This window comes from Aeromonas sp. R4-2, assembly GCF_040908295.1.
In the GTDB taxonomy this organism is placed as follows: Bacteria; Pseudomonadota; Gammaproteobacteria; order Enterobacterales; family Aeromonadaceae; genus Aeromonas; species Aeromonas veronii.
In genome coordinates, this window is sequence record NZ_JBFODL010000016.1 from 23928 (window position 1) to 41853 (window position 17926).

Below are 17926 nucleotides of genomic sequence, written 5' to 3' on the forward strand. Positions count from 1 at the left end.
TGGCGTCAGTTACTCCTGTTCGCGAGCAATGGCGCGCCAGCCTATATCCTTGCGGTAGAAGACGCCATCCCACTTGATGCGGCCAGCGAGCTGATAGGCACGCTGCTGGGCTTCTGCCACAGTATGGCCGAGGGCGGTTGCGCACAACACGCGGCCGCCAGCGGTCAGGCTGGTATCGCCCTCCAGGCGGGTACCGGCATGGAATACCTTCTCACCCGCCACTTCATCCACCGGCAAGCCGCTGATGGGGTGGTTGGTGCTGTAATCGCCAGGATAGCCTCCCGCCGCCAACACCACGCCGATAGCGGCGCGGGGATCATAAATGGCCTCTTTCTGATCCAGCTTGCCTGCGCAAGCGGCCAGGCAGAGCTCCACCAGATCGGATTGCATCCGCAGCATGATGGGCTGGGTCTCGGGATCGCCGAAACGACAGTTGAACTCGATCACCTTGGGATTGCCTGCACCGTCGATCATCAGACCGGCGTAGAGGAAACCGGTGTAGACATTGCCTTCGGCCGCCATACCACGCACGGTCGGCATGATCACCTGCTCCATCACCTTCTGATGTACCTCGGCGGTCACCACAGGCGCCGGGGAGTAAGCCCCCATACCGCCGGTGTTGATGCCGGTATCACCGTCGCCAACTCGCTTGTGATCCTGACTGGTGGCCATCGGCAGCACGTGTTCACCATCGACCATGACGATGAAGCTCGCCTCTTCCCCCTCCAGAAACTCCTCAATCACTACCCGGGAGCCCGCTTCGCCAAAGGCATTGCCGGAGAGCATGTCGCGCACCGCGTCTTCCGCTTCCTGCAAGGTCATGGCGACAATCACCCCCTTGCCCGCCGCCAGACCATCGGCCTTGATGACGATGGGGGCGCCCTTCTCGCGCAGATAGGCGAGCGCAGGCTCCACTTCGGTGAAGTTCTGGTACTCGGCGGTCGGAATGGCGTGACGGGCCAGGAAATCCTTGGTGAAAGCCTTGGAGCCTTCCAGCTGGGCAGCGGCAGCGGTCGGGCCAAAGATGGGCTGACCGGCGGCGCGGAAGGCATCCACCACCCCTTTCACCAGCGGCGCTTCCGGCCCGACGATGGTAAGGCCGACCTGCCTCTCTTTGGCAAAGGCCAGCAGCCCTTCGATATCGGTCGCCTCGATGGCGACGTTCTCGACACCCGGCTCAAGCTGGGTGCCTGCGTTGCCCGGCGCCACAAAAACGTGACGCACCAGCGGGGAGTGTTTGGCCTTCCAGGCCAGGGCGTGTTCGCGGCCACCGTTGCCAATGATCAGTACTTTCATCGTATCGCTCGCTTCTATTTGTGGTCACTGGACGGCAACCCGGGCCGTCAGTCAGCGGAAATAGTCAGTTGAAAAGAGACAACAAAAGGGCCGCCATCGGCAGCCCCTGACCCATCAATGACGGAAATGGCGCATGTTGGTGAACACCATGCACATACCGTGTTCGTCGGCGGCGTCGATCACCTCCTGATCGCGCATCGAGCCACCCGGCTGGATCACGCAGGAGATACCGGCCTGAGCGGCAGCATCGATACCGTCGCGGAACGGGAAGAAGGCATCGGAGGCCATCACGGAGCCCGCCACGGTCAGCCCTTCATCCGCCGCCTTGATACCGGCGATTTTGGCCGAATAAACACGGCTCATCTGGCCGGCACCGACGCCGATGGTCTGGCCATCTTTGGCGTAGACGATGGCATTGGATTTGACGAACTTGGCCACCTTCCAACAGAACAGCAGATCCTGCAGCTCGGCCTCGGTCGGCTGGCGCTTGCTGACCACGGTCAGGTCACCCAGCGTCACCATGCCGAGATCCCGCTCCTGTACCAGCAGGCCGCCGTTGACGCGTTTGAGGTCAAAGCCTTGCGCCGGAGCAGTCCACTGACCACATTCGAGCAGACGCACGTTCTGCTTGGCGGCGACCGCATCGCGGGCCTCCTGGCTGACGGTCGGGGCGATGATCACTTCGACAAACTGGCGGGCAACGATGGCAGCGGCAGTGGCGCCATCCAGCTCGCGGTTGAAGGCGATGATGCCGCCAAAGGCGGAGGTGGGGTCGGTCTGGTAAGCGCGATCGTAGGCACTCAGCAGGTCGTTACCGATGGCCACACCGCAGGGGTTGGCATGCTTGACGATGACGCAGGCCGGCTCGTCGAACTCCTTGACACACTCCAGCGCCGCATCGGTATCGGCGATGTTGTTGTAGGAGAGCGCCTTGCCCTGCAGCTGGATAGCGCTGGAGACAGAACCCGGAGCGGCATGCTCTTCGGCGTAGAAGGCGGCAGCCTGATGGCTGTTTTCGCCGTAACGCATGTCCTGCTTCTTGATGAACTGGCTGTTGAAGGTGCGCGGGAAGCGGGACTCCTCGTCACCCTCCTTGTTTTCACCGTAGGAAGGAACCATGGTGCCGAAGTAGTTGGCGATCATGCCATCGTAGGCGGCGGTGTGCTCGAAGGCGGCGATGGCAAGATCGAAACGGGTCGCCAGTTTCAGGCTGTTGCCGTTGGCATCCATCTCGCGAATAACCCGATCATAGTCGGCAGCTTTGACGACGATAGCGACATCTTTATGGTTTTTGGCGGCAGAACGCACCATGGTCGGACCGCCGATGTCGATGTTCTCGACCGCATCGGCCAGAGTGCAGCCCGCTTTGGCCACGGTTGCAGCAAAGGGGTAAAGGTTGACGACAACCATGTCGATGGGGGAGATAGCGTGCTGGGCCATGATGGCGTCATCCTGATCCCGACGGCCGAGGATGCCGCCATGAACCTTGGGATGCAGGGTCTTGACCCGGCCATCCATCATTTCAGGGAAACCCGTGTAGTCGGAGACCTCGGTCACCGGCAGACCCGCCTCGCCAAGCAGCTTGGCGGTACCGCCCGTGGAGAGCAGGGCAACACCACGCTCGTTGAGTGCCTTGGCAAATTCCAGAATGCCAGTTTTGTCAGACACACTCAGCAGTGCACGGCGAATGGGTCGAGCTTGTTCCATCACACTATCGTCCTCAACATAACGGGGACCGTTCCATGGGAGGCGAGGCTCAACACAGAGAGTCCCCAAATAAATGGAAGTGGGGGATTTCGCAAACCACTCTCACCCCGACATCCGGCAAAAGCGTTTTAGGAAATGCCCGCTTGGTGCGGCGCTCTGTTATGGGCGCGTATTCTACACAAAAAATGTGACCTGTGGTGGATTTTTTGAAACAGCAAAGCCTTATTTGGCGCGGCGTTAAACGTTTTCCACTTGATTTTCTCGAAACGTTTGCACTTTCAGTGTTTTATGGGAAAAAGGGTCGCCAGGAGATGTTTATCTGCCCCTTTTATGCCCTTGGCTGGCAATCCATGGGCAAAGGGGTGATAGTGGATTCCGGTTTTTGTGGCGGCATACATTTAAGGGGAGAAAAGAGCATGTATCGGATCGGTGAACTGGCCAAGGCGTGCGGGGTCAAGGCAGATACCCTGCGTTTTTACGAGAAGAACGGGCTTATCTCACCGGGGATCCGCAACGAATCCGGCTACCGCCTCTACAGTGAACAGGACAAGCGGCGGCTGGAGTTTATTATCCGCGCCAAGTCGGTGGGATTCTCGCTGGCCGATATCGGCGAGCTGCTCGACCTCGATACCAACAAGGCCAAAGTCACCTGTCAGGAGGTAAAAGCGGTAGCTGACACCAAGCTGGCCCAGGTGGAGCAGAAGATCATCGAACTGACCCGCTTTCGCGACAATCTGCGCGAGCTCTCCAATATCTGCTGCGGCGGCCCCCGCTCGGCGGAGCACTGCGCCATCCTCGAGACGCTGGAATCTGGCGCCCCGGCCCATCACGAGCATCACAGCCACGACCAGCATGACCCGGTTCACGGCTGACATGGTATGCCTGACTGAGCGAGCCTAGCTCAGTGTGACTGACTCGGCGCCGCCGACGCATTGCTCCGGCGGCGATTTGGTGACAAAATCGCCGCGTTTTTAACCGGTGCCAGTGCATCCGGTTGCAGGGCGCTAGCCTGCACAGGCGCTCGCAGTGAAAACCGCCATCCAGACACAAGAATCAACACAGCAAGAGAAAAGAAGAGGAGCCATTATGGCCAAAATTCGGGTCGACCAACCCGCCCTCCCCCGTGAGGAAAATGCGCAAGGGGGCAACTATGCCCATCAGCGCGGCGAGATAAAGGATAACCATCTGCATGCCCTGCTCTCTGATCCGCTGTTTCGCAGCCGGGTCGAGCGCAACAAGAAGGGCAAGGGGAGTTACCAGCGCAAGGCCAAATTCGGCAAGCGGTGGGAGCCCGGCCAACAGCAGATGATCCGCGTCTGCTACTGAGCGGGTTTCTACCGACCAAAACAATCAGGGCGCCATTGGCGCCCTGATTGTTTTGACAGAAGAAGCGATTTGGCAACGCCAACTCACAGCCTCAACAGGCCGCTCACTCATCCATAAAGAGTTCGAGCAGCACGTTGAGATAGCGATGGCCGAGAGAAGTGAGCTGCCAGCTATCCCCTAGATCCTCGATCAGCTCCTTACTTTGGGCGATGGCGAGCACCGTCTCCACCCGCTCCAACGGCAAGCCGGTATAGGCCTCGAACTCCGCCTTGGGGGCCGGTTCAAACAGGCGGAAGCGGTTCATAAAGTATTCGAGCGGCAGATCGTCTGCCGTCACCTGCCACTGCTCGTCCAGATAGGGGCGACTCTTGTCCAGATACCCTTTCGGATGCTTCACCTTGGCGGTGCGCAGGATCTGTTGGTTCGCGAGATCAGTCACCTTGCCGTGGGCGCCACAGCCGATCCCCAGATAGTCGCCGAAACGCCAGTAGTTGAGGTTGTGATGGCACTGATAGCCCTCTTTGGCGTAAGCCGAGATCTCGTACTGGCGATAACCGCTGGCGGTGAGCATGGCGTGACCCTGCTCGTAGATGTCCCACAGGGTGTCATCTTCCGGCAGTGTGGGCGGCTTGGAGGCAAACGCCGTGTTCGGCTCTATGGTGAGCTGATACCAGGAGAGGTGCGGCGGTGCGCAGTCGATCGCCTGCTGCAGGTCATAAAGGGCATCGTCCAGACTCTGATCCGGCAGACCGTGCATCAGATCCAGATTGAAGGTAGGCAACTTGATGGCATGGGCCAGTGCGGCGGCCTTGTGCGCCTCTTCCGGGCCGTGAATGCGGCCGAGGCGGGTCAGCTTCTCCTGCTGGAAGCTCTGCACCCCGATGGAGATACGGTTGATGCCAGCGCGCTGGAAACCGGCGAACTTGTCCGCCTCCACCGTGCCCGGGTTGGCCTCCATGGTGATCTCGCAATCTGCGGCGAGCGGAATGCGGGCCCGCACCCCGTCCAGCAAGGCTTGCATCGCCTCCACCGTCAACAGGCTGGGGGTGCCGCCGCCGATAAAGATGGAGGAGAGCGGCCGCCCTTGTGCCCACTTCAGATCCTGATCCAGATCCTCCAGCAGAGCGGCGACATATTCGAGGTGAGGCAACTCCCCCTTCTGGGCATGGGAGTTGAAGTCACAGTAAGGGCACTTCTGGACACACCAGGGCACATGAATATAGAGAGAGAGCGGCGGCAGTTGCAGCATGGGGCTTCCAATAAAACGGGGGCTCAAGGCCCCCATTGTAGATGACTATGTGTAATTGACCGTGTGTAACCGACAAGGTGGCGAAGTGACTCAGTGCGCCGCAGCCAGCGCCGCTTTGAGTTTGGCCAGCGCCTGACCGCGATGGCTCAGCTGGTTTTTCAGCTCGGCGGGCATCTGGGCGGCGGTGCAGTCGTGATCCGGCACGAAGAAGACCGGGTCATAGCCAAAGCCATGTTGACCGCGCGGCTCGTCGATGATCATCCCTTCCCAGCTCGCCTGACAGATGATGGGGGTGGGATCATCGGCGTGACGCATATAGACCAGCACACACCAGAAGCGGGCGCTCTTCAGGTACTCGGGGGCACCTTGCAGTTCGCCGAGCAGCTTCTCGATGTTGGCCTTGTCGCCGGCACCCACACCGGCAAAGCGGGCGGAGTAGACGCCGGGGCGCCCTTGCAGCAGATCGACTTCCAGACCGGAGTCATCGGCCACGGCGGGCAGACCGGTAATACGGGCGGCGTGGCGGGCCTTGATGATGGCATTCTCGACGAAGGTGGTGCCGGTCTCATCGGCATCGGAGACCGCAAACTCGCTCTGTGGGATCACCTGGATCTTCATATCGGCCAGCATGGCGGCCAATTCCTTCACCTTTTTCTGGTTACCTGTTGCCAGGACAAGCTTGTTCATCGAGCACCTCCGCAAAAATAATCTGCGCATTCTATGCGGCGCAAGCGTTTAGTAAAAGCGTCAATTACACCCGCTGTGATGGGGTTACGGGGGATTTGTCGCCATCTAATAACCAGCTTTTTAATACATGTTTCCATAATGGAATAACCAAAGTGATTAAATACCATTTCTATTCATTACTGTGAGTCAGTAGACTCGCGCCCCAATTCATTAACCTGGCTGACTAAAGAGGTGACAGATGCCATTGATACTTTTACTCGTACTACTGGTGCTGTTCAGTCCGCTGGCTATCGACATCTACCTGCCCGCCATTCCGCAGATGGCCGAGCAGCTGGGCGCCGAAGTAACTCTGATGCAGGGCACCATCACCTGGTTCCTGTTCAGCATGGGACTGGGGCAACTGCTTGTTGGCCCGCTGGCCGATCGCTACGGTCGCAAGCCCATCGCGCTGGGCGGCGTGCTGCTCTATGGCCTGAGCGCGCTAGGGGCCGGTTTTGCCGCCAGCCTCGGCGAATTGATGCTGGCCCGGGTGCTGCAGGGCTTCGGCGCCTGCGCCACCTCGGTCGCCGCCTTCTCGGTAGTGCGTGACAGCTATGGCCCGAAAAAGAGCGGCCAGATGATCTCCTATCTCAATGGCGCCATCTGCTTTATTCCTGCGCTGGCGCCCCTGCTCGGTGGCTGGCTCACCGCCAAGGCGGGCTGGTCTGCCAACTTCTGGTTTATGGCCGGCTACGCGCTCATCGTCGGCAGTTGGCTGATGTGGCGGATGCCGGAGACCCGCCCGGAGGAGACCCGCAGCGAAGGGGCCCTCATCAGCTGGTCTCGCTACAGCCCGGTGCTGCGCTCCCCGAGCTTTTTGTTCAACGCGGCGCTGTGCATGCTGGCGATGGCGGTGATCCTCGCCTATGTCACCGCCGCACCGGTGCAGCTGATGGTGAAACTGGGGCTGGATATGAGCGGCTTTAGCTACTGGTTTACCGCCAACGCCGCGCTCAACATTCTGGCCTGCTTCATGGCACCGCGCTTTATCGCCAAGGTGGGGCCAAGACGCACCCTGCACATCGGCCTGCTGGTGTTGATGCTCTCGGCCATCACCCTGACTTTGGCCATGCACATCGAACATCCGCTGGCGATGATGGGGCCGGTATTCCTCTCCAGCATCGGCTTTGCCATGATTCTGGGCTCGGCTGCCGGGATGGCGCTGGCACCGTTCGGCCACTGCGCCGGTACCGCCGCCGCCCTGCTCGGCCTGTTCCAGATGAGCGGCTCCGGCGCCCTGGTTGGCCTGACCGGTGCCCTGATGCACGACCCGCTCAGCCAGCTGGCGCTGCATATGTGGTTGCTGCTGCCACCTCTGGTGATGCTGATGACCCGACGCGGCCGCCGCTTGTGTTTGCAATAAATCCTGTGCTCTGATGGGCACACTCAGGGGGCCATCGGCCCCCTTCTCGTTTGTATCGCCTTTACAGCATATGGCCATCAGGCAGAGAGCCGGCGATGGCAACCCCACTCACTCGATGTCAGCGGAGAACTCCCGATGAGCCACACTCTCAACGCAGCCCTGGTGGGCTATGGCTTTGCAGGCAAGACCTTCCACGCCCCCTTCCTCTCCACCACACCGGGCTTGTCCCTGAGTTGGGTGGTTAGCCGCGATGCCGCCAAGGTGCAGGCCGATTTGCCCGGCTGCCGGGTCGGTTCACTGGAGGAGGTGCTAAGCGATGAGACCATCGATCTGGTGGTGATCGCCACCCCCAACGACACCCATGCCCCCCTCGCCCGCCAAGCGCTGTTGGCAGGCAAACATGTGGTGATCGACAAGCCCTTTGCACTGGATCTGGCCGAGGCGCAAGCGCTGGTCGAGCTGGCCGAAAAGCAGCAGCGGCTGCTCAGCATCTTCCACAACCGGCGTTGGGACGGGGATTTCCTTACCGTGCGCCGTTTGATTGCCGAAGGGACGCTGGGGCAGATCGCCCAGTTCGAATCCCACTTCGATCGCTATCGCCCCGAAGTGCGCCAGCGCTGGCGCGAAGCGGGTGGCCCGGGTTCCGGCCTCTGGTTCGATCTCGGCCCTCACGTGCTGGATCAGGCATTGCAGCTGTTCGGCCAACCGGACTGGCTGCAGGCCGATCTGGCCGAGCAGCGCCCCGGCGCACTGGCGGACGACTACTTCCATGTGGTGCTGGGTTACGGTGCTCTGCGGGTTATTCTGCATGGCAGCTGTCTGGTCTCGGCCACCATGCCGCGCTTTGTCATTCACGGCAGCCAGGGTTCGTTCGTGAAATTCGGTATGGATGTGCAGGAAGATCAGCTCAAACTGGGCAAGCGGCCACCGGCGGCGGATTGGGGCATGGATAGCGAACCCGGTCAGCTCAGCCGCATTGTCGATGGTCAGTTGCAGCAGCAGAGCGTGGTGGGTGAGGCGGGGGATTATGGCGCCTACTATCGCGGTGTCTGCGCCGCCATCAAGGGGGAAGGGAGCAACCCGGTGCCAGCAAGTGAAGCGCTGGCGGTGATGGCGCTGCTGGATCTGGCCCGTCAGAGCCACCTTGAGGGAAAACGGCTGCCCTGTCAGAAGCTGTCTGACTAAGGTGCGGGTCATCGGCCGCGCTTGACCAACCTTGACCTTGTTAAACCGCCACAAGATGGCAGCAAAGCGGTGTTTTATTGTGCAATTAGCACCATTTAACGGCATCTTGTATTGATATCAGTCGTTGCAGTGGAGCTTTTTATCCACGGCACGAAAAAATGTCATTGTGATATCCGTTTTCATCGGTAACTAATGGGGCTATATTGCGCCCGCCTGCTGCCTCCCGGCTTCTTGTTTCAATACCGGGCAACGGTGGGCGCTGTGATGGTTGCACAGACCATCTCTCCATATTTATTTGAGGGAATGCACATGAACAAAGTACTGGTAGCCGGTATCCTGGGTCTGATGTTGACTGCTTGCGGTCAGAAAGAAGAAAAAGCTGCCGCTCCTGCTGCTGCTCCGGCCGCCGAAGTTGCTGCCACTGTAGAAAAAGCCGCTAGCGAAGCCACCTCTACCGTAGAGAAGGCCACCTCCGAAGCGACTGCAACCGTAGAAAAAGCTGCTACCGAAGCCGCTACCAAGGTTGAAGCTGCAGTGAGCGATGCCAAGGCCAACTAAGCCTGCACCTCATTCGAAGACGGGTCCGAAGGCAACTTCGGGCCCGTTTTTTTATCTGACAATCAGGGGGCCGGATTAATCAGCGAGGTGAGGATGTGATCCTCCCAGCGACCATTGATCATCAGATACGCCCGCGCGAATCCCTCCCGCTCGAAGCCGAGCCGCTCCAGCAAGGCGCCACTGCGCTGATTGGCTGGCATATAGCAAGCCATGATGCGATGCAGATCGTGCTCCCGAAACAGGTAGTCGATGGCGGCTGACAGCACCTCTCTCATCACCCCCTGCCCCTGATGCTGCTGGTCGATGGCATAGCCCAGATGACACGCCTTGAAGACCCCCATCAGGATATTGCTGAAGTTACAGGTGGCGATCACCCGCTCGCCAGCCGGATCGAGGGCCACCAGATTGACGCCGGTGCCGTTGAAGAACTGGCTGTAGCTGTCCTGCAGCCGGGCATGCCAGTACGAGAGGGTGTAAAAGTGCTCGTCGCGCAGCGGCTCCCATGGGGTAAGGTGGTCGCGATTGCGCCGGTAGAAATCGAGCATCATGGGGGCCTGATCCGGCGACAGTATGGTCAGGTGGGTACGAGCCGTCTTGATATGTGGCAGCGCCATCAGGACTCCCTCTGTCTTAGCCACTCATCGCGCAGCAGGCTGTAGTGAATATGATCCACAATCCGGTTGCCCAGCCGCTCTGCGCGCCGGGTCACCCCCTCTTGCTGCATCCCGAGCCGCTCACAGACGGCTCTGCTGGGCTCGTTATCGGTGGCGGCGCTGATCTCCACCTTCTCCATCCCCATCTCTTCGAAGGCGTGGTGGATCAGGGCCTGACAGGCCCGGGTGATGATACCGTTACCCTGCCAGCGCTCCGCCAGCCAGTAGCCGATGACCACCTTGCCAAGGTCATGATCGATGCTGTTGTAACCTATAACCCCCACCACCTCCCCCTGATACTCGATGGCAGTGGTTAGCCCCTCGCCGCGGGCGAACTTCTCGATGGCACTGCGAATGAAGAGGGCGCTGTCAACGGGGCGCTGGATCAGTGGCGGCCAGGGTAGCCACTGGGAGAGGTACTCCCGGTTGTCATTGCAGAGGGCAAACAGTTCGCTCGCCATATCGGGCTGCAAGAAGAGCAGCGCAAGCTCGTCGTCCAACTGCCATGAAAACATGGGATTCTCCTTTCAAATCAGTGATCAAATCGCGAACCAGCACCCAATGTAGCCAATCGCCACTGGCCGCGCCAGCCACTTTTACGGCCCTCATCCGGCAGGCTTCGCAGAGGGTGACTGCGCACGATCTCTCCTCCCTCAAAAGAGGAGGGTGGGTGTCTGAAACCGGATAATGCTCTCCACATGGCGCCGATGAATGCCCCAAAACGGCACTTTGGCAGATCCTGCTACCCCTTTGTGCTGCGCTGTCACTTTTGACAGGGGGCACTTTCCCCCACCGGCACTAGCTTCAAAACGCCCGACCTTCGGTCGGTTTATCAACCTCATCGATTTAAGGAAAGAAGAGATGAATAAAATTTATCTGGCCGTTGCGCTGGCCTGCTGGGGAAGCGCCGCACTGGCGGCGCAAGAGGTAGAGATCAACGTAACGGCAAACGGCATCCGGGCCATGACCGGCCTCAGTGCCGCGAGTGGTACCTTGCAGCTGGAAGATGGCGAGTTTCGTCAGGTGCGGGTGGTCAAGCTGCCCAACGGCCAGCAGCGGATCCGCTACGAGCAGGTCTGGAACGGCATCCCGGTAATGGGTCAGGTGGTGGTGGCTGACAAGAGCCTGAACGGCCAGCTGCAACAGGCCAGCGGGCGCATGCTGCGCCAGATCGATCAGGATGTGACAAGCCCGGCCGCCACCCTCTCGCCACAGGATGCCGCCAGCAAGGCCAAAGCGGGCAGCAAGGGGAGCAACGAGCAGGTCAAACTCTACGTGATGCAGGATGAGAACGGGCTGGCCCGGCTGGTTTATCAGGTCTCCTTCATCGCCGAAGGTGACAAACCAAGCCGCCCCTTCGTCATTCTTGATGCCCAAAGCGGTGAGGAGCTCAAACGCTGGGAGGGGATCAACCACAAGGACGCCAGCGGCCCGGGGGGCAACATCAAGACCGGCAAATATTTCTACGGCACCGATTTTGGCCCACTCATCGTCGATGACAACTGCCGGATGACCAGCCCCAACGTCGATACCATCAACCTCAACCACGCCACCTCTGGCGGTGCCATCCACCAGTTCACCTGCCCGGAGAACCGGGTCAAGGAGATCAACGGCGCTTACTCGCCCCTCAACGACGCCCACTACTTCGGCAACGTGGTGTTCGACATGTACCGCAACTGGTACAACACGGCGCCCCTCACCTTCAAACTGAAGATGCGGGTTCACTACAGCAAGAATTACGAGAACGCCTTCTGGGATGGCAGCCAGATGACCTTCGGTGACGGCGCCACCACCTTCCACCCGCTGGTGAGCCTCGATGTGGCGGCCCACGAGGTGAGCCACGGCTTTACCGAGCAGAACTCCGGGCTGATCTATTCAGGACAATCCGGCGGCATCAACGAGGCCTTCTCCGATATGGCGGGGGAAGCGGCCGAGTTCTACATGAAGGGGAGCAATGACTGGCTGGTCGGCGCCCAGATCTTCAAGGGCAACGGCTCCCTGCGCTACTTCGAGGATCCGACCCGGGATGGCAGATCCATCGGCCATGCGGCGGATTATCAGGAGGGGATGGATGTACACCACAGCTCCGGGGTCTATAACCGCGCCTTCTACCTGCTCGCCACCAGCAGCGGCTGGAACACCCGCAAGGCATTTGAAGTGTTCTTGCTGGCCAACCGCCTCTACTGGGGCGCCAACACCAACTACCAGCAAGGGGCCTGCGGCGTCAGCCGGGCGACCGCCGATCTGGGTTACAGTCAGGCGGATGTGGCACGGGCCTTCCAGACCGTCGGGGTCGATGCCAGCTGCGGCACCACGCCGCCACCAAGCGACAACGTACTGCAAAACGGCGTGCCGGTGAGCAACCTCGCCGCCAGCAAGGGTGGCAAGCTCAACTACACCCTGAACGTACCGGCGGGCACCAGGTCGCTGCAGATCAGCAGCAGCGGCGGTACCGGAGATGCCGACCTCTACGTCCGCTTTGGCAGCGCCCCCACCAGCAGCAGTTACGACTGCCGTCCCTACAAGGGGGGCAATAACGAAAGCTGCTCGTTCACCAATCCCAAGGCGGGCACCTGGCATGTGCAGCTGTCAGGGTTTTCCGCGTTCAGTGGCGTAACCCTCAAGGCCAGCTACTGATCCACCCGATGCGGGCCTTGTCCCGCATCGCTCTACTCATTGCGCCACCGTTTCGCCAGCGTGCGGGCGGTGGCCAACACGGTTTCCCGGGCTGGGTTGGGCCGCTTGCCACCGCGCCACGCCATCATCACATCCCAATGTTCCTGCGGCAGATTGCGCACATCGAGCCTGACCAGCCGCCCCACCTCCAGATCCCGCTTGATGGCCAGCTCCGGCATCAGGGTGATAAACCCGTGTTCCAGCGCCAGATCCCGCGCCGCACTGGCGGGCTGCACCGCATGCAGGGGGCTGGCGGCCCGCCGCAGCCGCCGCAACTGCTGGATAAAGACGTCACACCCCGGTCCCCACACCTGAGGCGCCAGCCGCTGGTCGGCAATATCCTCCAGGGTGAGGCCGTGACAACCGGCCAGCGGATGCAATGGCGAGGCGATAGCGATAATGGGGGAGCAGCAAAGCAGCTCCATCTGCAGGCCCGCAACCGGCGGGCGCTTGAGCACAAAGCCGATATCGGCCTCGCCGGTCAGCAGCGACTGCATGATCTCGCCGGAGTGATCCGTGGTGCAGCGGATTTCGAACGGCTCATCCACCAGCTCCATCAATAGCGAGCCAAACACCACCGAAGTAAGAGATGGCAGGCTGGAGAGACGGATACAAGGCAGCGCTGGCGCCCCCTGCAGTGCCAACCGTCCTTCACTCAGGGTGGCCAGCGCCGAGCGGGCGGCAGGGAGAAACTCCTCGCAGGCACGGGTCGGCGTCACCCCGCGCCGATGACGCTGAAACAGCGGCGCCCCGAGACTCTCCTCCAGCTGGGCAATCCGCTGGCTCACCAGCGGCTGTGACCAGCCACGAATGGCCGCTGCCTGACTGAAGCTGCCCAGCTCGGCCACATCCAGCAGCAGTTGCAGATCGTCCAGATCCATAGACATAAATAATCCTGATATGAAATATAGGTAGTTGTCGTCTACCACTATATCTAAACCCTCTCCAGAATGAAGGTATCTGTGAATGAGAGGGCGTTATGGTCGATAGGGCGAGGTTTTGGGGACGCTGGTTTCTGGCGCTGGATACCACACTGGTGATCCTGGGTTTCTTTGTGGTGATGCCGATGATCAGCCTGCGCTTCGTCGATCAACTCGGCTGGGCGGCCGGTCTGGTGGGGCTGGCCCTCGGCCTGCGCCAGCTGACCCAGCAGGGACTGGGGATCTTTGGCGGCTCGCTGGCCGACCGCTTTGGTGCCCGCCCACTCATTGTCACCGGCATGTTGTTGCGGGCGGTGGGCTTCGCCACCCTGGCCTGGGCCGACAGCGGCGCCATGCTGATCTTCTCCTGCTTCCTCTCCGGACTGGGCGGTTGCCTGTTCGACCCGCCACGAGCCGCACTGGTGATCAAATTTACCCGTCCCCATGAGCGGGGCCGCTTTATCTCCCTGCTGATGATGCTGGAGAGCGCGGGAGCCGTCACCGGTGCCCTGCTAGGCAGCTGGCTGCTGCGCTTTGACTTCACCTATGTCTGCCTGCTGGGTGCCGGGCTCTTCACCCTGGCGGCTCTCTGCAACTGGACCCTGCTGCCCGCCTACCGCCTCTCGGTCAAACCGACTCCGATGCGGGAAGGGTTGGGGCAGGTGCTGGCGGATCGCGCCTTCTGCCGACTGGTGCTGATCCTGAGCGGCTACTACATGCTGTGGGTACAGGTGATGCTTATTTTCCCCATTCTGGTCAAGCAGCTCTCCGGCACCACCACGGCAGTGGGCTGGATGTACAGCCTGGAAACGGCGCTGTCACTGGCGCTGCTCTACCCCATCGCCCGTTTCAGCGAGCGGCGCTATCGGCTGGAGAGCCGGCTGATGGCGGGTATCCTGCTGATGACGGTGGGGATCGGGCTGGTCGCCTTTGTCAGCACCCTCTCCGGCATCTTCGTACTGCTGGCCTGCTTCTATCTGGGGATCATCATCTGTGAACCGGCCCGGGAGACCCTGATGACCCGGCTGGCCAACCCCACAGCCCGCGGCAGCTACATGGGCTTCAGCCGCCTCGGACTGGCGCTGGGGGGCATGACCGGCTATGTGGGCGGCGGCTCCCTCTATGACTTCTCGCTGCAACAGGGACAACCGGCCCTCCCCTGGCTGGTGCTGGGCACCATAGGCGTCGCCACCATGTTGCTGCTCGCCCGCTGCTTCTCCCGCCGCCCGGAGCTGGCTATCAGAGCCGCCGCCTGACGACCGCCCCACCTGCGGCAGCCCAATCAACGGGGCTGCCGCTCACCCCATATTCTGCAAGTCATCACAGCAAAAGGTTGCGAATTACAACTTTTACGCTATTTTAGTTGTCATGCACAACTAAAAAGGAACCCACGATATGGATCCCCGTCCCCTGCGCGCCCTGTCGCGCGATCTGGTTCGCGAACTCGGCATGCTCTCCCAGCAGTGCGGCAATCTGGCCCTCACCCCCATCGAGGCTCACCTGCTGATCGAGCTGGAAAACGCCCCGGCCACCAACCAGCAGCTGGCAGAAAAGCTGCACATCGACAAATCCAACGCCAGCCGCCCGCTGGCCCGCCTCGCCGAGCGGGATCTCATCAGCTGGCACCCGCACCCCTCCGATGGGCGCAGCAAGGAGGCCCGCCTCACCGTCAACGGTCAGGGGATGCTGCTGGAGTTGCACCGGGAGATGGACGGGGCGATGGAAGAGATGCTGGCGCAGCTGAGCCTGCCCGAGCGGGAGCAGCTGTGGCAAGGGCTGCGGCTCTATCGCAGCGCCCTCTCCCGCGCCCGTCGCCAGCGGGGCTACCGGATCCGCCCCATCACGGCGGCGGACAATCCCCAGATCGCCTTGGTGATCCGCGCCGTCTCGGCCGAATATGGCCTCACCGCCGACAAGGGGTATGGGGTCTCGGATCCCAATCTCGACACCCTCTCCCAGAGCTATCAGGGGGAGAAGAGTCGCTACTGGGTCATCGAAGGACCGGACGGTTCCATCCTCGGCGGTGGTGGTATCGCGCCATTGGCAGGAGAAGAGGGAGTCTGCGAGCTGCAGAAGATGTACTTTATGCCAGCACTGCGCGGACTGGGCCTTGGCAAGCGATTGGTGTTGCAGGCGCTTGACGAGGCGCGCGCGCTTGGTTATCAGCGCTGCTATCTGGAGACTACCGAAGTACTGCGCGAAGCCACCAGCCTCTATGAATCACTGGGCTTTGAACACCTGCCCGGCCCCCTTGGCTGCACCGGCCACGGGGATTGCGAGATCTGCATGGTGCTGACACTGGGGTAGCCCCCCTCATCCCCAACCCTTCTCCCGCAAGGGGAGAAGGGGGCAAAAACACTTCCGCGATCTTTCAGGCTGACCTCCGACGGTTCCCTCTCCCTCTGGGAGAGGGCTAGGGTGAGGGCTGCTTGCGACTGGTATATGCTGAACCATTCCCCCCTGCATCCCTCCTTAAAACAGGCAAAACGGCACAAAACAAGAGACCCCGCCGAAGCGGGGTCTCTTTGATTATCTGCCAATAAGCAAACCAGCAGTGATCAGTGCTCGCGAGTCTGGCGGAACTCGACGTCCGGGTGGCGCTCCTGGGCCAGGCGCAGGTTGACCATGGTCGGCGCGATATAGGTGAGGTTGTCACCGCCATCGAGGGCCAGGTTGACCTCGTTCTTGCGCTTGAACTCTTCGAACTTCTTGACGTCAGTACCTTCCACCCAGCGGGCGGTGGAGACGTTGACCGCCTCGTAGATGGCCTCGACGTTGTACTCGCTCTTCAGACGAGAAACCACCACGTCAAACTGCAGCACACCGACTGCACCGACGATGAGATCGTTGCTGATAAGCGGACGGAACACCTGTACCGCGCCCTCTTCGGAGAGCTGGACCAGCCCCTTGAGCAGCTGCTTCTGCTTGAGCGGATCGCGCAGGCGGATGCGGCGGAACAGTTCCGGTGCAAAGTTCGGGATACCGGTGAACTTGAGATCTTCACCCTGAGTGAAGGTGTCGCCGATCTGGATGGTACCGTGGTTGTGCAGACCGATAATGTCACCGGCGAAGGCGTCTTCCGCCTGCTCACGGTCACCGGCCATAAAGGTCACGGCATCGGAGATGTTCACATCCTTGCCGATACGCACATGGCGCATCTTCATGCCCTTGCTGTAAGTACCTGACACGATACGCATAAAGGCGATACGGTCGCGGTGCTTCGGATCCATGTTTGCCTGGATCTTGAACACGAAGCCGGAGAACTTCTCCTCGGTCGCCACCACTTCGCGGCTCTCGGCCTTGCGCGGCATGGGAGACGGCGCCCAGTCAGTCAGGCCATCCAGCATGTGGTCAACACCGAAGTTACCCAGTGCAGTACCGAAGAAGACCGGGGTCATCTCGCCAGCGATAAAGGCATCGTGATCGAACTCGGGGGAGGCGCCCTGCACCAGCTCCAGCTCGTCACGCAGCTGCCGGGCCAGATCTTCGCCGACGGCGGCATCCAGATCCGGGTTGTTCAGCCCCTTGACTACACGCTTCTCCTGAATGGTGTGGCCCTGACCGCTCTGGTAGAGATAGGTCTCATCCTTGTAGAGGTGATAGACACCCTTGAAGGATTTGCCACAGCCGATTGGCCAGGTGATCGGGGCGCACATGATCTTCAGCTCGCGCTCCACCTCGTCCATCACTTCCATCGGATCGCGCACTTCGCGGTCCAGCTTGTTCATGAAGGTGAGGATAGGGGTATCACGCAGACGGGTCACTTCCATCAGCTTGCGGGTCCGGTCTTCAACACCCTTGGCGGCATCGATGACCATCAGGCAGCAGTCGACCGCGGTCAGGGTACGGTAGGTATCTTCAGAGAAGTCCTCGTGACCCGGGGTATCGAGCAGGTTGACCAGACAATCGGCATAGGGGAACTGCATCACCGAGGTGGTGATGGAGATACCACGCTGCTTCTCCATCTCCATCCAGTCGGATTTGGCGTGCTGGCCCGAGCCACGGCCCTTGACGGTACCGGCGCGCTGAATGGCCTGTCCGAACAACAGGACTTTCTCGGTGATGGTGGTTTTACCCGCATCCGGGTGCGAAATGATCGCAAAAGTGCGTCTCTTGGAGACTTCACTCAGAAATTCAGCTGACATAATTCAACGTTCTTCTATTGAGCGGTGGCATCAGCCACCGTGGGAATAAATCCGGAATGCCGCTCACGGCACATGTATACGCAACGAAAGCCACGCCAGCTGGCGTGTTGCCAACCTGGTGG

At 60.7% G+C, this 17926-nt stretch carries 16 protein-coding genes; 8 read left to right on the top strand and 8 right to left on the bottom strand.

Going from position 1 to position 17926, the window contains the following annotated elements; genetic code table 11:
* Positions 1 to 9 precede the first annotated feature (9 nt).
* Positions 10 to 1296 (bottom strand): phosphoribosylamine--glycine ligase, encoded by a 1287-nt coding sequence (gene purD / locus AB5Y99_RS14890; RefSeq protein WP_368210036.1) that lies wholly within the window; start codon positions 1294 to 1296, stop codon positions 10 to 12.
* 114 nt (positions 1297 to 1410) lie between these two features.
* Positions 1411 to 3003, bottom strand: coding sequence for a bifunctional phosphoribosylaminoimidazolecarboxamide formyltransferase/IMP cyclohydrolase (gene purH / locus AB5Y99_RS14895; protein ID WP_158109190.1), 1593 nt, complete (start codon positions 3001 to 3003; stop codon positions 1411 to 1413).
* Between the two features lie 416 nt (positions 3004 to 3419).
* On the opposite strand from purH, the gene zntR reads away from it, so the two are divergent.
* Both zntR and AB5Y99_RS14905 read left to right on the top strand, forming a co-directional pair.
* Positions 3420 to 3875, top strand: a complete 456-nt coding sequence (gene zntR / locus AB5Y99_RS14900) for a Zn(2+)-responsive transcriptional regulator (RefSeq protein ID WP_005341244.1) — start codon at positions 3420 to 3422, stop codon at positions 3873 to 3875.
* A 214-nt stretch (positions 3876 to 4089) separates the two neighbouring features.
* Entirely contained in the window at positions 4090 to 4329 is a 240-nt protein-coding gene (locus tag AB5Y99_RS14905) for an alternative ribosome-rescue factor A (RefSeq protein ID WP_088870129.1), read from the top strand.
* Between the two features lie 103 nt (positions 4330 to 4432).
* On the opposite strand, the gene hemW is transcribed toward AB5Y99_RS14905, so the two are convergent.
* Positions 4433 to 5578, bottom strand: a complete 1146-nt coding sequence (gene hemW, locus AB5Y99_RS14910) for a radical SAM family heme chaperone HemW (protein ID WP_368210038.1) — start codon at positions 5576 to 5578, stop codon at positions 4433 to 4435.
* A 90-nt stretch (positions 5579 to 5668) separates the two neighbouring features.
* Positions 5669 to 6265 (bottom strand): RdgB/HAM1 family non-canonical purine NTP pyrophosphatase, encoded by a 597-nt coding sequence (gene rdgB / locus AB5Y99_RS14915; protein WP_005340539.1) that lies wholly within the window; start codon positions 6263 to 6265, stop codon positions 5669 to 5671.
* 238 nt (positions 6266 to 6503) lie between these two features.
* Between rdgB and AB5Y99_RS14920 the strand changes: the two genes are divergently transcribed.
* From AB5Y99_RS14920 to AB5Y99_RS14930, 3 genes are all read left to right on the top strand, one after another.
* Complete coding sequence (locus AB5Y99_RS14920; RefSeq protein ID WP_368210040.1) at positions 6504 to 7667, top strand: multidrug effflux MFS transporter; 1164 nt, start codon at positions 6504 to 6506, stop codon at positions 7665 to 7667.
* A gap of 135 nt (positions 7668 to 7802) precedes the next feature.
* Entirely contained in the window at positions 7803 to 8852 is a 1050-nt protein-coding gene (locus AB5Y99_RS14925; RefSeq protein ID WP_368210041.1) for an oxidoreductase, read from the top strand.
* Between the two features lie 309 nt (positions 8853 to 9161).
* Complete coding sequence (locus AB5Y99_RS14930) at positions 9162 to 9410, top strand: hypothetical protein (RefSeq protein ID WP_005340533.1); 249 nt, start codon at positions 9162 to 9164, stop codon at positions 9408 to 9410.
* Between the two features lie 62 nt (positions 9411 to 9472).
* Here AB5Y99_RS14930 and rimJ read toward each other — a convergent pair whose 3' ends face one another.
* Positions 9473 to 10024, bottom strand: coding sequence for a ribosomal protein S5-alanine N-acetyltransferase (rimJ, locus tag AB5Y99_RS14935; protein WP_204480175.1), 552 nt, complete (start codon positions 10022 to 10024; stop codon positions 9473 to 9475).
* Entirely contained in the window at positions 10024 to 10578 is a 555-nt protein-coding gene (locus tag AB5Y99_RS14940; RefSeq protein ID WP_368210043.1) for a GNAT family N-acetyltransferase, read from the bottom strand. The genes rimJ and AB5Y99_RS14940 overlap by 1 nt, the downstream gene beginning before the upstream one ends.
* Positions 10579 to 10924: 346 nt before the next feature.
* Between AB5Y99_RS14940 and AB5Y99_RS14945 the strand changes: the two genes are divergently transcribed.
* Positions 10925 to 12700 carry a M4 family metallopeptidase gene (locus AB5Y99_RS14945; protein WP_110304087.1) on the top strand — a complete coding sequence of 592 codons (1776 nt, stop codon included), beginning with the start codon at positions 10925 to 10927 and terminating at the stop codon, positions 12698 to 12700.
* Between the two features lie 32 nt (positions 12701 to 12732).
* Here AB5Y99_RS14945 and AB5Y99_RS14950 read toward each other — a convergent pair whose 3' ends face one another.
* The gene (locus AB5Y99_RS14950) at positions 12733 to 13626 is read right to left on the bottom strand and encodes a LysR family transcriptional regulator (RefSeq protein ID WP_005340524.1); all 894 of its coding nucleotides are present in this window, start codon (positions 13624 to 13626) and stop codon (positions 12733 to 12735) included.
* Between the two features lie 92 nt (positions 13627 to 13718).
* On the opposite strand from AB5Y99_RS14950, the gene mdtH reads away from it, so the two are divergent.
* The gene (gene mdtH / locus AB5Y99_RS14955) at positions 13719 to 14915 is read left to right on the top strand and encodes a multidrug efflux MFS transporter MdtH (RefSeq protein WP_005340523.1); all 1197 of its coding nucleotides are present in this window, start codon (positions 13719 to 13721) and stop codon (positions 14913 to 14915) included.
* A gap of 139 nt (positions 14916 to 15054) precedes the next feature.
* Positions 15055 to 15966: a GNAT family N-acetyltransferase gene (locus AB5Y99_RS14960; RefSeq protein ID WP_368210045.1), complete on the top strand. Its 912-nt coding sequence runs from the start codon at positions 15055 to 15057 to the stop codon at positions 15964 to 15966.
* A 251-nt stretch (positions 15967 to 16217) separates the two neighbouring features.
* On the opposite strand, the gene prfC is transcribed toward AB5Y99_RS14960, so the two are convergent.
* A complete protein-coding gene (gene prfC / locus AB5Y99_RS14965; RefSeq protein WP_085942070.1) occupies positions 16218 to 17807 on the bottom strand; it encodes a peptide chain release factor 3 in 1590 nt (529 codons plus the stop codon).
* Between the last annotated feature and the right edge of the window lie 119 nt (positions 17808 to 17926).

Coding starts and splice junctions, on each gene's coding strand:
- AB5Y99_RS14945 (WP_110304087.1), top strand. CDS start 10,925: ATGAATAAAATTTATCTGGCCGTTGCGCTGGCCTGCTGGGGAAGCGCC.
- mdtH (WP_005340523.1), top strand. CDS start 13,719: ATGGTCGATAGGGCGAGGTTTTGGGGACGCTGGTTTCTGGCGCTGGAT.
- AB5Y99_RS14930 (WP_005340533.1), top strand. CDS start 9,162: ATGAACAAAGTACTGGTAGCCGGTATCCTGGGTCTGATGTTGACTGCT.
- zntR (WP_005341244.1), top strand. CDS start 3,420: ATGTATCGGATCGGTGAACTGGCCAAGGCGTGCGGGGTCAAGGCAGAT.
- purH (WP_158109190.1), bottom strand. CDS start 3,003: ATGGAACAAGCTCGACCCATTCGCCGTGCACTGCTGAGTGTGTCTGAC.
- AB5Y99_RS14905 (WP_088870129.1), top strand. CDS start 4,090: ATGGCCAAAATTCGGGTCGACCAACCCGCCCTCCCCCGTGAGGAAAAT.
- AB5Y99_RS14950 (WP_005340524.1), bottom strand. CDS start 13,626: ATGTCTATGGATCTGGACGATCTGCAACTGCTGCTGGATGTGGCCGAG.
- AB5Y99_RS14940 (WP_368210043.1), bottom strand. CDS start 10,578: ATGTTTTCATGGCAGTTGGACGACGAGCTTGCGCTGCTCTTCTTGCAG.
- hemW (WP_368210038.1), bottom strand. CDS start 5,578: ATGCTGCAACTGCCGCCGCTCTCTCTCTATATTCATGTGCCCTGGTGT.
- rimJ (WP_204480175.1), bottom strand. CDS start 10,024: ATGGCGCTGCCACATATCAAGACGGCTCGTACCCACCTGACCATACTG.
- AB5Y99_RS14920 (WP_368210040.1), top strand. CDS start 6,504: ATGCCATTGATACTTTTACTCGTACTACTGGTGCTGTTCAGTCCGCTG.
- rdgB (WP_005340539.1), bottom strand. CDS start 6,265: ATGAACAAGCTTGTCCTGGCAACAGGTAACCAGAAAAAGGTGAAGGAA.
- AB5Y99_RS14925 (WP_368210041.1), top strand. CDS start 7,803: ATGAGCCACACTCTCAACGCAGCCCTGGTGGGCTATGGCTTTGCAGGC.
- purD (WP_368210036.1), bottom strand. CDS start 1,296: ATGAAAGTACTGATCATTGGCAACGGTGGCCGCGAACACGCCCTGGCC.
- AB5Y99_RS14960 (WP_368210045.1), top strand. CDS start 15,055: ATGGATCCCCGTCCCCTGCGCGCCCTGTCGCGCGATCTGGTTCGCGAA.